This is a genomic window from Micropruina sp. (assembly GCF_047606365.1).
In the GTDB taxonomy this organism is placed as follows: Bacteria; Actinomycetota; Actinomycetes; order Propionibacteriales; family Propionibacteriaceae; genus Micropruina.
Window position 1 is genome coordinate 1 of record NZ_JASGEN010000112.1, and the last position, 13224, is coordinate 13224.

General features: G+C 68.7%; 11 protein-coding genes. 9 read left to right on the forward strand and 2 right to left on the reverse strand.

Annotated features, from left to right (window positions below; all coding sequences use genetic code 11):
- From QM624_RS13395 to QM624_RS13425, 7 genes are all read left to right on the forward strand, one after another.
- Nucleotides 1-841, forward strand: an 841-nt coding sequence (locus QM624_RS13395; protein WP_415092616.1) for a S1 RNA-binding domain-containing protein, incomplete at its 5' end; no start/stop codon positions are given.
- 161 nt (nt 842-1002) lie between these two features.
- Nucleotides 1003-1668, forward strand: a complete 666-nt coding sequence (coaE, locus tag QM624_RS13400) for a dephospho-CoA kinase (RefSeq protein ID WP_415092618.1) — start codon at nt 1003-1005, stop codon at nt 1666-1668.
- Nucleotides 1665-2399: a hypothetical protein gene (locus QM624_RS13405; RefSeq protein WP_415092620.1), complete on the forward strand. Its 735-nt coding sequence runs from the start codon at nt 1665-1667 to the stop codon at nt 2397-2399. Before coaE ends, QM624_RS13405 begins: the two co-directional genes overlap by 4 nt.
- A gap of 179 nt (nt 2400-2578) precedes the next feature.
- On the forward strand, nt 2579-3748 hold the full coding sequence (locus QM624_RS13410; protein WP_415092622.1) for a PrsW family glutamic-type intramembrane protease: 1170 nt from the start codon (nt 2579-2581) through the stop codon (nt 3746-3748).
- Nucleotides 3745-4827 carry a hypothetical protein gene (locus tag QM624_RS13415; protein ID WP_415092624.1) on the forward strand — a complete coding sequence of 361 codons (1083 nt, stop codon included), beginning with the start codon at nt 3745-3747 and terminating at the stop codon, nt 4825-4827. Before QM624_RS13410 ends, QM624_RS13415 begins: the two co-directional genes overlap by 4 nt.
- Nucleotides 4828-5023: 196 nt before the next feature.
- Nucleotides 5024-7105, forward strand: coding sequence for an excinuclease ABC subunit UvrB (uvrB, locus tag QM624_RS13420; protein ID WP_415092626.1), 2082 nt, complete (start codon nt 5024-5026; stop codon nt 7103-7105).
- A gap of 237 nt (nt 7106-7342) precedes the next feature.
- On the forward strand, nt 7343-8338 hold the full coding sequence (locus QM624_RS13425; protein ID WP_298133116.1) for a TerC family protein: 996 nt from the start codon (nt 7343-7345) through the stop codon (nt 8336-8338).
- A gap of 62 nt (nt 8339-8400) precedes the next feature.
- Here the strand turns inward: QM624_RS13425 and QM624_RS13430 are convergent, their stop codons facing one another.
- Both QM624_RS13430 and QM624_RS13435 read right to left on the reverse strand, forming a co-directional pair.
- Nucleotides 8401-9024: an MBL fold metallo-hydrolase gene (locus QM624_RS13430; protein ID WP_415092628.1), complete on the reverse strand. Its 624-nt coding sequence runs from the start codon at nt 9022-9024 to the stop codon at nt 8401-8403.
- Nucleotides 9021-9734: a maleylpyruvate isomerase family mycothiol-dependent enzyme gene (locus QM624_RS13435; protein ID WP_415092630.1), complete on the reverse strand. Its 714-nt coding sequence runs from the start codon at nt 9732-9734 to the stop codon at nt 9021-9023. The genes QM624_RS13430 and QM624_RS13435 overlap by 4 nt, the downstream gene beginning before the upstream one ends.
- A gap of 76 nt (nt 9735-9810) precedes the next feature.
- Here QM624_RS13435 and uvrA point away from each other — a divergent pair, with 76 nt between their 5' ends.
- On the forward strand, nt 9811-12744 hold the full coding sequence (uvrA, locus tag QM624_RS13440; protein WP_415092632.1) for an excinuclease ABC subunit UvrA: 2934 nt from the start codon (nt 9811-9813) through the stop codon (nt 12742-12744).
- Nucleotides 12745-12882: 138 nt separating this feature from the next.
- Nucleotides 12883-13224 (forward strand): ArsR/SmtB family transcription factor (locus QM624_RS13445; protein WP_415092634.1); only part of this gene is annotated, 342 nt, incomplete at its 3' end.

The following is a 13224-nucleotide window of genomic DNA, read 5'->3' on the forward strand; positions in this document are numbered from 1 at the left end:
CAAGGGCCAGATCCGCAAGGGCGTCGTCTCCTCGATCGTCAACTTCGGCGCCTTTGTCGACCTGGGCGGCGTGGACGGCCTGGTGCACGTCTCCGAGCTGTCCTGGAAGCACATCGATCACCCGTCCGAGGTGGTCACCGTCGGTGACGAGGTCACCGTCGAGGTGCTGGACGTCGACATGGACCGCGAGCGTGTCTCGCTGTCGCTGAAGGCGACCCAGGAAGATCCGTGGCAGACCTTCGCCCGCACCCACCAGATCGGCCAGATCGTGCCGGGCAAGGTCACCAAGCTGGTGCCGTTCGGTGCGTTCGTCCGCGTCGAAGAGGGCATCGAGGGCCTGGTGCACGTCTCCGAGCTCGCCGAGCGTCACGTGGAGATCCCCGAGCAGGTGGTTTCGGTCAACGACGAGGTCATGGTCAAGATCATCGACATCGACCTCGAGCGTCGCCGGATCTCGCTCTCGCTCAAGCAGGCCAACGAGGGTGTCGACATGCATGCCGACGACTTCGACCCGGCGCTGTACGGCATGAGCGCGTCCTACGACGACCAGGGCAACTACATCTACCCCGAGGGCTTCGATCCCGAGACCCAGGAGTGGAAGCCCGGCTACGAAGAGCAGCAGGCGGCGTGGGAGCGGCAGTACGCCGAGGCCCAGGCCCGCTGGGAGGCTCACAAGCAGCAGGTCAAGGACGCCGAGGCCGCTGGTGTCGAGGCGGCCGTGGCCGAGGCCAGCACCGCCGCGTACTCCGCGGGCAGCACCACCACGACCGAGGCCGAGGGTTCGCTCGCTTCGGACGAGGCGCTGCAGGCGCTGCGCGATCGGTTGACCGGCAACCGCTGAGGTTAGTCCGACCAGTAATCACTCGACCGGCTCGGTTCCCCTTGTGGGAGCCGGGCCGGTCGGCGTTCGGGCTCCGGCGGGGCGACGTGGACGCCGTGTCCGCGGGGCGGGCATGCTGGCCGGGTGAACAACCCGTCCCCTTCGCGAGTTCCGCGCCGATGGTGAACCAGGAACGCCCCGACCTGCTGCTGGTCGGCCTGACCGGCGGGATCGCGTCCGGGAAGTCGGCGGTGGCCGACCGGCTGGCCGAGCTGGGTGCGGTGCTGATCGACGCCGACGTGCTGGCCCGCGAGGTGGTCGAGCCCGGCACGCCCGGCCTGGACGCGATCGTCGCGCGTTTCGGTGCCGGCGTCCTGCACCCCGCTGCGGACGGCGGCCCGGCGGAACTGGACCGGCCGGCGTTGGGCGCGATCGTCTTCGCCGACCCGGACGCCCGGCGCGATCTGGAAGCGATCGTGCACCCCGCCGTCCGGGCTCGTGCCGTCGAGCTCAGCCGGGCCGCGCCGCCGGGTTCGGTCGTGGTGCAGGTCATCCCGCTGCTGGTGGAGACCGGGCAGTCAGACGCCTTCGACGTGGTGGTGGTGGTCGACCTGGACCCCGAGACGCAGCTGGACCGGCTGATGGCCCGCAACGGCCTGACCCGGGAGCAGGCGCTGGCCCGGATCAACGCCCAGGCCGGACGCGCGCAGCGGCTGGCCGCCGCCGACGAGGTGATCGACAACAACGGCACGCCCGCCGAACTGCGCAACGCCACCGACGCCCTGTGGCACCGGTTGCGTACCGCCTCCCCGCCCCGGCGCCCCTCGCATGGCACCCTGAGCCCGTGAGCACGCCGCCGCCGACCTACGAGAACTACCCGCCGTCCGGCCAGGACCGGGTTCGTTCCGCGGACGATGCGGCCTCGAGTCAATGGAGTGCACAGACGGTGGCGCCACTCGGCCCGCCCCCACAACGACCCGGTCCGGACCGCCGGGGGCTGTTGTACCTGGTCGGCGGTGGCCTCGCAGGTGTCGCCGTGCTGGCCTTCGCGGCGAGCAACCGGAACGGCGGCATCACCGGCGCGCCGTCCGACTGGTCGTCGTCGGTGCCCGGATCCGATGACGACGACGATTCCGGGGACGGCGCCGGCAATGAGACCGACGTGGGCGGCTACACCGTGTCATGGCCGGACGGCTGGCAGGTCGACACCACCAGCGACACCCAGGTGGTGCTGACCGCCGGTCGGGCCACGGTCATCTTCCGGGCCTATACCGCCGGCGACGACGCGACCGCCGCCGAAGAAGCCGGACGGCTGCTCAATCGGCATTCGGCGGGCCTCGGCAAGCGCCGCATCGGGAACACCACGAGCAGTTCCGGATCGGTCGAGAAGGCATCCGCCGAGGCGTCCGGGGTACTCGGCGACGGCGTCCGGGTCACCGTCAGCGCGCATGTCGCGATCGACGCCGAGAACGACGGTGGTGCGCTGGCGGTGATCACGCTGCTGCCGTCCGGCATCTCGGCGAGCCGCCGCAAGCAGGTCACCACGATGCGCCGGGAGTTCCTGGACCAGCTGGGCTGACCAGGGAATTCGCGGACCGGGCGGTCCCTGGCCCGGATCGGGCCGAACTCCTGAATTGTGGCGTGAAATCTTGCCAAGAACGTGTATCGCCGGGCGTTTTCCCGGCCCTATGTGTTGAGAGACTGACCCGACGCGGCCCCGGGATCGGGCCGCCCAAACCGACCGGAAGGAATTCAGTCGTGCAGTGCACTCGTTGCCACACGGACGTACCTGAGGCGGCGCATTACTGTCAGGTGTGCGGGCTGGACGCCCATGCCGACGACGGCGCGCGCAAGGCGTCGTTCGCTGCGAAGCCGAACGAATCCGTAGTGTCCCTCAAACTCGTGTCCACCATCATGCCGCGCGGTGCCGCCGTCCGGCCGATGACCTATCAGTTCGCACTCGGCCTGGCGTTGCTGGTCACGGTGATCGTCGCGGCGACCGGGGCGCTCCCGATCGCGGTGCTGATCGCAGCCTTCGCGATGCCGCTGGTCTACATCGTCTACCTCTACGACGTGAACATGTGGGAGGACGAACCGGTCCTGGTGACCGGCCTCGCCTTCCTGCTCACCGCCGTGCTCGGCGGAGCCTGGACGTGGCTGTGGCTCACCCTGCGGGGTCCGCTCAGCCCGGCGGCGTCCTGGGGAGACACCGAGACACTCGCCCCGACCTTCGGCGGCTTCCTGATCGCCGCCCTGCTGGTGCCCGTGGTGGGTGAGGCGATCCGGCAGATCGGCCCGGTCGTGCTCGCCGCCCGGCCCGAGTTCGACGACCTGATGGACGGCCTCACCTTCGGCGTCATCTCCGGCGTCGCGTTCGCCACCGCCGACACCCTGGTCAAGCACTGGCCGTTGATCACCGGCGGTTACGCGGGGGTCTCGGACGCCCCGACCTGGATCTCGCTGCTGGTGCTGGAGGGCTTCGTGAAGCCGCTGCTGATGGGCACCGCCACCGGCATCGCCTGCGCCGAGTTCTCCGGCCTGGGCGAGGGTTACGACGGCTTCAGCCCGCGCTACTTCCGCGGGCTCGCCGAGGCCGTCGGCGCCAACGTGCTGTTCGCCGGCGGGCTCTACCTGCTCGGTTTCCTGGGCAACCCGGTGCTGGCGCTGGTGCTGTCCATCCTGTGGGGGCTGGCGATCCTGGCCGTGCTGATCGTGCGGATCCGGACGGCGTTGCACCGCGGCCTGATGGAGGCAGCGCTCGAATCCACCGCACGGGCCCGCTCGACCGGACCGAACCTCGAGTTCTGCCCGTCGTGCGAGATGCCGCTGCTGCCGTCCGCGCTGTTCTGCTCCAACTGCGGAGTCAGTGTGCGCGCCGCAGGCAAGGCGCCCCACGCCCACGTCGAGAGCACGGAGGCCCAGGCATGAGCGAGAACCAGTACCCCGGACAGGGCGGACCGCAGTACCCCCAGCAGGGCGGCGGTCAGCAGTTCCCGCAGGGCGGTCAGCCCTACCCGCAACAGGGCCAGCCGTACCCACAGCAGGGCCAGCCCCCGCAGCCGCAGTATCCGGCGCAGGGACAGCCGCAGCAGGGCGTGCCGCAGCAGGGGCAGCCCGGGCCGGCCGGCGGTTCGTTCCCGCCGGGTGGCCAGCCCTATCCGGCGGGCGGTCAGCCCTCGCAGCCGGGCGGCTACCCGCAACAGGGCTATGGGCCGGCCGGCCAGCAGTATCCGCCGGCCGGGGGATCCGGATCGTTCGGTGGGCCCGGCTATTCGGGAGGCGGCTTCCAGCCGCAGCCGCCGAAGCCGAAGGGCAACGGCATGATCATCGGCATCGTGGTGGCCGGCCTTGCCGTGGTGGCCCTGGCCGGCTGGCTGCTGATGACGCTGTTCGGCCCCAGCGGCGGCGATCCGACACCGAGCGTCTCGCCGACGGTGTCCACCCAGCAGTCGACCCCGCCGTCCCCGCAGCCTAGCCCGGACCCGTCGACGTCCACCGATCCGTCGCCGGATCCCAGCCCGTCGACCTCGACGAACACCCCGTCGGGTGACGGGATCGAGGTGGGTCTGGGGGTGTCGGTGACGCCGGCGAACGGCTGGCAGCAGTCCAGCCGTGAAGAGATGAAGAACTTCACCCAGCTGAGCAACGGCAAGGCCCTGCTGGCCACCCAGGCGTTCCGGGTGGAGGGTCAGATCTCGGGCACCGACGTGGTCGCCTCGTACATGAAGCAGATCACCGCGAACATGACCGGGGTGAGCACCAAGACGCCGTCGGTGATGGACGTCAAGAACAGCCGGTTGTCGGTCGGCATCGGCAGTTGGAGCGGCACCCGGGCCACCTCGCAGGGTTCGGTGAAACTCTCCTACGTGACGATCATGTCCGTGCGGGACGACGGGCTGACCGTGATGTCGACCCTGATCGTGCCGTCCGGAACAACGGTGGCGTCCGTCCAGGACGACTACCTGGAGATGACCAACTCACTGCTGAACAGCCAGTTGAAGGCGTGATCGGGCTGCGGAGATCCCGGCGTTCGCCGGGATGACGTCCACGAGGCAGGCCATCCCGACCTGACCCTCGTCATCCCGGACTCGATCCGGGATCTCCACGCAACAAACGCGACGGCGGGCCTCTGAGGCCCGCCGTCGTAGCGTCCGGGACGAGGGTCGATCGAAGAGTGTCAGAGCGGACGCCTACGCTGAGGTCATGCGTCCGACAACCGATCTGCAGCGCCGGGTGGCCCCGTTCAAGGTCCAGGCCGACTTCGTCCCCGCCGGTGACCAGCCGGCCGCGATCGACGAGCTGGAACACCGGATCACCGCGGGCGAGAGCGACGTGGTGGTGCTGGGTGCCACCGGTACCGGCAAGACGGCCACGGTGGCCTGGCTGGCCGAGCGGTTGCAGCGTCCGATGCTGGTGATGCAGCCCAACAAGACCCTCGCCGCCCAGTTCGCCAACGAGTTGCGCACCTTCTTCCCCGACAACGCGGTCGAGTACTTCGTCTCGTACTACGACTACTACCAACCCGAGGCGTACGTTCCGCAGACCGACACCTACATCGAGAAGGACTCCTCACTCAACGAGGAGGTCGAGCGGCTGCGGCACTCGGCGACCAGTTCGCTGCTCACCCGGCGCGACGTCATCGTGGTGGCGACCGTGTCCGCGATCTACGGCCTGGGCACCCCGCAGGAGTACGTCGATCGGATGGTCCGGCTGCGGGTCGGCGAAGAGCACGACCGCGACACGCTGCTGCGGGCGCTGGTCGACATCCAGTACGCCCGCAACGACCTGGCCGGCACCCGCGGCACCTTCCGGGTCCGCGGCGACACCGTCGAGATCTTCCCGATGTATGAAGAGAACGCGGTCCGGGTCGAGTTCTTCGGTGACGAGATCGAAGCCCTCTCGACGCTGCACCCGCTGACCGGCACGGTGATCTCGGTCGACACCGAGGTGGCGGTGTTCCCGGCGTCCCACTACGTCGCCGGCCCCGAGCGCATGGAGCGGGCCATCGCCGGTATCGAATCCGAACTCGAGGTGCGGCTGGCCGAACTCGAGGGTGAGCACAAGCTGCTCGAGGCGCAGCGGCTGCGCATGCGCACCGGCTACGACATCGAGATGATGCGCCAGATCGGCACCTGCTCGGGCATCGAGAACTACTCGCGGCACATCGACGGCCGCACCCAGGGCAGTGCGCCGAACTGTCTGATCGACTACTTTCCGGCCGACTTCGTGCTGGTCATCGACGAGTCGCACGTCAGCGTGCCGCAGATCGGCGGCATGTATGAGGGCGACGCGTCCCGCAAGCGCACCCTGGTCGAGCACGGCTTCCGGCTGCCCAGCGCCCTGGACAACCGTCCGCTCACCTTCGAGGAGTTCAGCGACCGGATCGGCCAGACCGTCTACCTGTCGGCGACGCCGGGTCCGTACGAGATGGCCCGCTCCGGGCCGCCGGTCGAACTGCTGATCCGGCCCACCGGCCTGGTCGATCCCGAGGTGATCCTGAAGCCCACCAAGGGCCAGATCGACGACCTGATCGGCGAGATCCGGCTGCGCGCCGAACGCAACGAACGCGTCCTGGTCACCACCTTGACCAAGAAGATGTCAGAGGACCTCACCGACTACCTGATGGAGAACGGCATCCGCACCCGGTACCTGCACTCCGAGGTCGACACCCTGAAACGGATCGAGCTGCTGCGCGAGTTGCGGCTCGGCGAATACGACGTGCTGGTCGGCATCAACCTGCTGCGTGAGGGTCTCGACCTGCCCGAGGTCAGCCTGGTCGCCATCCTGGACGCCGACAAGGAGGGCTTCCTGCGCTCCGAACGGTCGCTGATCCAGACCATCGGCCGCGCCGCTCGTAACGTGAACGGCCAGGTGCACATGTATGCCGACTCGATCACGGCGTCCATGGCGGCGGCCATCGACGAGACCAACCGCCGCCGGGCCAAGCAGGTGGCCTACAACCTCGAGCACGGCATCGATCCGCAGCCGCTGCGCAAGAAGATCGCCGACATCACCGACATGCTCGCCCGTGAAGACGCCGACACCGCCGGCCTGATGACCAGAACCGGCGGACGCCGTTCGGTGTCGCCGGTGCCGATCGGTTCGCACGAGCATCGCAACACCGACGGCATGCCGGCCAGTGAACTGGCCAGCCTCGTCCAGGAACTCACCGAGCAGATGCACAGCGCAGCCGCCGAACTCCAGTTCGAGTTGGCGGCCCGGCTGCGCGACGAGATCGCCGACTTGAAGAAGATGATCCGCCAGACTTTGGCTGCGACGAAGTAGGGGAGCGCCGCCGGTCGATCTCGCCGAACCGTCGCTGCCCCCAGGTGAGCGAACACCATCGCGGCAGTTGTGTCGCCGCGGCGGATTGGCATGGCCTGCGGTCGGGTGGGAGAATCGACGCCGGAGGGGAGTACTCCCTAGCGAGGTGGTCGTCATCACGGTCGGCGTTCCGGCCCGGCGCCTCGGCTGGCAACAGTGGCGGAGACCTCCGAGGCTCAAGCCTGAGGAGGCGCTCCCTTGCACGTCACCCCTACCGCCTGGCTGATCACTCTTGCGGTGACGGTCGCGATCCTGGCGTTCGATCTGTTCATCATCGGACGCCGCCCGCATGAACCATCGATGCGGGAGTGCGGCATCGCCATCGGCATCTATGTCGCGCTGGCGATCGCGTTCGGGTTCGGCGTCTGGGCAGTGTCGGGGCCGCGGTACGCCGGCGAGTTCTTCGCCGGATGGCTGACCGAATACAGCCTGAGCATCGACAACCTGTTCATCTTCGTGATCATCATGAGCAACCTGCGGGTGCCGCGGAAATATCAGCAGTACGCGCTGATGTTCGGCATCGTGCTCGCGCTGATCTTCCGGGCGATCTTCATCGCGCTCGGGGCGGCCGCCATCGAGCGGTTCTCCTGGGTGTTCTTCCTGTTCGGCGCCTTCCTGATCTGGACGGCGTGGAAGCTCTTCATGGACTACCTGCATCCCGAGGACGACGACGAGAAGACCGAGAACTTCGCGATGCGCTGGGTGAAGCGCACCTTTCCGTCCACCGACGACTACCACGGCACCCGGCTCACCGTCGTCGAGCAGGGCAAGCGGCTGATCACCCCGATGTTCTTCGTGATCGTCGCACTGGGCAGCACCGACCTGCTGTTCGCGCTCGACTCGATCCCGGCCATCTACGGCCTCACCCAGGAGCCGTTCCTGGTGTTCACCGCCAACGTGTTCGCCCTGATGGGCCTGCGGCAGCTGTACTTCCTGATCGGTGGACTGCTGCAGCGGCTGGTCTACCTGTCGGTCGGTCTGTCGTTCATCCTGGCGTTCATCGGTGTGAAGCTGGTGCTGCACGCTCTGCACGAGTACCACCTCGACCAGGGCTGGGGCTTCAGCGTCGACATCCCGATCTGGCTCTCGCTGCTGGTGATCATCGGCACCCTGGCCATCACCACCGTCGCCAGCTTGATCAAGTCCCGGCACGACCTTCGCAAGGAAGCCGAGTACCACCAGCCCCCGCAGTGATCCGTACCGGCGAGGCTGCGGGAATGGGACGAAAAGAACCGTCCCTCCGTGCCAACGCGGGGCTACCAGCGGCGGGCGCGCCACTCGTCCAGGTGCGGACGTTCGGTGCCCAGCGTGGTGTCGGCGCCGTGTCCGGGGTGGACGATCGTGTCGTCGGCGAACCGGTCGAACAACTTGGTGGTGACGTCGTCGAGCAGGCTGTCGAAGTCGGCGCCGCTTCCGGTCTTGCCCACACCACCGGGAAACAGAGCATCTCCGGTGAACAGCCGATCGGGGGCATCGGACGGCATGTGCGCCAGCGTGATCGAACCGGGGGTGTGGCCGACCAGGCCGATCACCGCCAGGTCGACGCCACCCACGGCGAGGACGTCGCCGTCCCAGACCTCGCGGCAGGCCACACCGGTGGCCCGTTCGATCGCGCCGGCGTCCGGCGTGCCGGCGTAGGCGGGCGCTCCGGTGGCGGCCACCACCGCGGCGAGCGCCTGAGTGTGGTCGGGATGGCGATGGGTGGTGACCACGCCGACCAGGTTCAGTCCGGCCACCAGTTCGAGCAGGACGCGGGCCTCGTTGGCGGCGTCGATCAGCAGGGCGTCCGTACCGTGCGTGAGCAGGTAGGCGTTGTTGTCCATCGGCCCCACCGACCGCTTGGTCAGCCGCAGGCCGGCCCCGATCGCGACGGTGGTCATGCCCGCAGGGCCGGGGCGAGACCGTCCGACCCCTCGATTCCGTCGGGACGGGTTCGGCCCATCAACCAGCCCCACAGCGCGGCATCGCTTCCGCTCACCGTGCGGCGCTCGCCGGCGGCGCCGAGTTCGGCGGTCAGGCCCGAGGTGCTCTCCAGCCGGACGGCGGGCAGTTCGGCGTCGTCGGCGTAGCGGAGCTCCGCCCATTGCAGCAGCCAGCGCGCCGAGGAGGAGTCGAGCCGTCCGGTGTCGAAGCCGCAGTCGAGGTCGAGGTGATGGGCGACGACCTCCGACAGCCGCGCCATCGGCACCTGGGCCAGCGTCAGCCGACGGCCGAGGAGCGCCACCGGGGCCGACCAGTCGGTCACCGCGTCCATCGCTCGTTCGAGCCGTCCCGCGGAGGTGTCGAGGCAGATCTGCAACTCCAGGCCGGTCATGCACGAGCCGCGCTCAATGCCTTCGGCCCGCAGTTCCTCGTCGGCGTACAACGCGACCGATCGTCCCTGAACCGCCTCGTCGATCAACTCGGCGAGCGCGTCCGCATTGGCCGAGAGGTGCGCGGCCACATTCGCCCGCGACCAGCCCGGCAACAGGCTGGCCCGGTTCCAGTCGCCGTCGGAGATCCCGATGGTGTCGCCCAGCAGGCGCTGGGTGGCCTCTTGGACGCGCTTGCGCAACGTCTCGAGCGGCGCCGTGAACGTCTGCTCGGTCATGCCTGCCACCCTACGGGGTGGGACCGGGACGGTGGGGACAGACCGGCTGCAGGAACTGTCAGAGCGGGCGTCTAGCATGATCGCCGTGAATGAACGGCTGATCGTCAGAGGCGCGCGCGAGCACAACCTACGCAATGTGAATCTCGACCTGCCGCGCGACGCGATGATCGTCTTCACCGGGCTGTCCGGTTCGGGCAAGTCGTCGCTGGCGTTCGACACCATCTTCGCCGAGGGGCAGCGGCGCTACGTCGAATCGCTGTCCGCCTACGCCCGGCAGTTCCTGGGCCAGATGGACAAGCCCGACGTCGACTTCATCGAGGGCCTCTCTCCGGCGGTGTCGATCGACCAGAAGTCGACCAGCCGCAACCCGCGCTCCACGGTGGGCACCATCACCGAGATCTACGACTACCTGCGGCTGCTGTTCGCCCGCGCCGGGCGGCCGCACTGCCCGGTCTGCGGCGAGCCCATCGCCCGGCAGAGCCCACAGCAGATCGTGGACCGGTTGCTCGGGCTGCCCGAGGGCACCCGGTTCCAGGTGCTGGCGCCGGTGGTGCGTGGCCGCAAGGGGGAGTACCACGACCTGTTCCGCCAGCTGGCCACCCAGGGCCTGAGCCGCGTCCGGGTCGACGGTGAGACCCATCAGCTGACCGATCCGCCGACGCTCGACAAGCAGAAGAAGCACAACATCGACGTGGTCGTCGACCGGTTGGCCGTCAAGCCGTCCGCCAAGCAACGGTTGACCGACTCGGTCGAGACCGCGCTCGGTCTGGCCGCGGGAGTGGTCGCGATCGACTTCGTCGACCGTCCCGCCGACACGCCCGATCGCGAGCGGCGCTACTCCGAGAAACTGGCCTGCCCCAACGAGCACGACATCGCGATCGAAGAGCTCGAGCCCCGGCAGTTCTCCTTTAACGGTCCCTGGGGCGCCTGCCCGGCCTGCTCCGGGCTGGGCACCACCAGCGAGGTGGACGTCGAGTTGATCGTGCCCGACACCGACAAGAGCCTCGCCGAGGGAGCGGTGTCCTGCTGGACGTCGGTGTACGTCTCCGGCTACTTCCAGACCCTGTTCAAGGCGCTCGCCGAGACCCACAAATTCTCTCTCGACACCCCGTGGAGCGCGCTGCCCGAACGGGTGCGCACCCTGATCCTGCACGGCGTGAAGGGCACCATCGGAGTGCACACCCGGTCGCGGCACGGCCGTGAGCATTCGTTCCGGGCCAAATTCGAGGGTGCGGTGCCGTACATCAAACGGCGCTACAACGAGGCCGAGTCCGAGAACTCCCGCGAGCGTTTCGCCGGCTACATGCGTGAGGTGCCCTGCCCGACCTGCAAGGGGGCGCGGCTCAAGCCGTCCTCGCTGGCGGTCACGGTCAGCGGGCGCAACATCGCCGAGGTGTCGGGCATGTCGATCGACGAGGTGTCCCGGTTCATGGGTTCGCTCGAGCTCACCGAACGTGAGGCCAAGATCGCCGAACGGGTGGTCAAAGAGATCAACGAGCGGCTCCGGTTCCTGCTCGACGTGGGCCTTGACTACCTCACCCTGTCCAGGTCGGCGGGCTCGCTCTCCGGCGGCGAGGCGCAGCGGATCCGGCTGGCCACCCAGATCGGCTCGGGCCTGGTCGGGGTGCTGTACGTGCTCGACGAGCCGTCCATCGGTCTGCACCAGCGCGACAACCGCCGGCTGATCGACACCCTGGTGCGGCTGCGCAACCTGGGCAACACGCTGATCGTGGTCGAGCACGACGAAGACACCATCCGTACCGCCGACTGGGCGGTCGACATCGGTCCCGGTGCGGGTGAGCACGGCGGCCACGTGGTGGTCTCCGGCCCGGTGAGCGAGCTGCTCTCCAGCCCCGATTCGCTGACCGGCGCGTACCTGTCGGGCCGGCGCAGCATTCCGATGCCGAGCAGTCGCCGGCCACGGACGGGGCGGGCGATCACCGTCGCGGGCGCGCGTGAGAACAACCTGCGCGACGTCACCGTGTCGTTCCCGCTGGGGCAGTTCATCGCGGTCACCGGCGTGTCCGGTTCGGGCAAGTCCTCACTGGTCAACGGCATCCTGTACCGGGCGCTGGCCAAGCAGTTGTACAGCGCCCGCACGGTGCCCGGCCGACATCGGTCGATCACCGGCATCGACAACATCGACAAGGCGATCCACGTCGACCAGTCTCCGATCGGCCGCACCCCGCGGTCCAACCCGGCCACCTACACCGGCGTCTTCGACAACATCCGCAAGCTGTTCGCCGAGACGCCCGAGGCGAAGGTGCGCGGCTATCAACCGGGCCGGTTCTCCTTCAACGTCAAGGGCGGACGCTGCGAGAACTGCTCCGGCGACGGCACCATCAAGATCGAGATGAACTTCCTGCCCGACGTCTACGTGCCCTGCGAGGTGTGCCACGGCGCCCGCTACAACCGCGAGACCCTCGAGGTGCACTACAAGGGCAAGACCATCGCCGAGGTGCTCGACATGCCGATCGAGGAGGCGGTGGAGTTCTTCGCCGCCATCCCGGCGATCGCCCGGCACCTGCGCACCCTGGTCGACGTCGGCCTCGGCTATGTCCGGCTCGGTCAGCCGGCCACCACGCTGTCGGGTGGCGAGGCGCAGCGGGTGAAGCTGGCCAGCGAGTTGCAGAAGCGGTCCACCGGGCGGACGGTGTACGTGCTCGACGAGCCGACCACCGGCCTGCACTTCGAGGACATCCGCAAGCTGCTGGGGGTGTTGGGCCGGCTGGTCGACGCCGGCAACACCGTGGTGGTGATCGAGCACAACCTCGACGTGATCAAGACCGCCGACTGGGTGATCGACATGGGTCCCGAGGGCGGGTCGCGGGGTGGTCTGGTGATCGCCGAGGGCACCCCCGAGCAGATCGCGGCCACCCCCGAATCGCACACCGGTGAGTTCCTCCGCGAGGTGCTGCGGGGACATACGGTCCCGGTCGCCGAACCGCCCGAGCCGCTGGTGGAGGTGCCCGCCCCGGCACCAGCCAGGCGGCGGCGCAAGGCGAGCTGATCGACACCCCTGTATCCGTCACCCCGGGCTTGCCCCGGGATCTGGCCGTGAAGGAGATCCCGGCGTTCGGCGGGATGACTAAGGGCTGGAGACTAATTCAGTCTTGACTTATATAAGTCTTAACGCAAATATGGTGTCATGCACGCGCTCGACATCCTCGGAGACCCGGTCCGTCGCCGGATCGTCGAGCTGCTTGCCGCGGGTGAGGCGTCCGCGGGCGAGATCGGCCGAATCGTGCAGGGCGAGTTCGGCATCTCGCAGCCTGCGGTCTCGCAGCATCTGAGGGTGCTGCGTGAGGCCGGCTTCGCCAGAGTCCGCCCGCAGGGCACCCGGCGCCTCTACGCCCTGGAGTCCGCGCCGCTGGCCGAGGCGGACGCCTGGCTGGCCGCGTTCCGACGGTTCTGGGAACCCCCGCTGGCCGCACTCGGCACCGAACTCGCTCGCGGGCGTCGGGAACGCCGGCTTGCCGCCGAACATGAC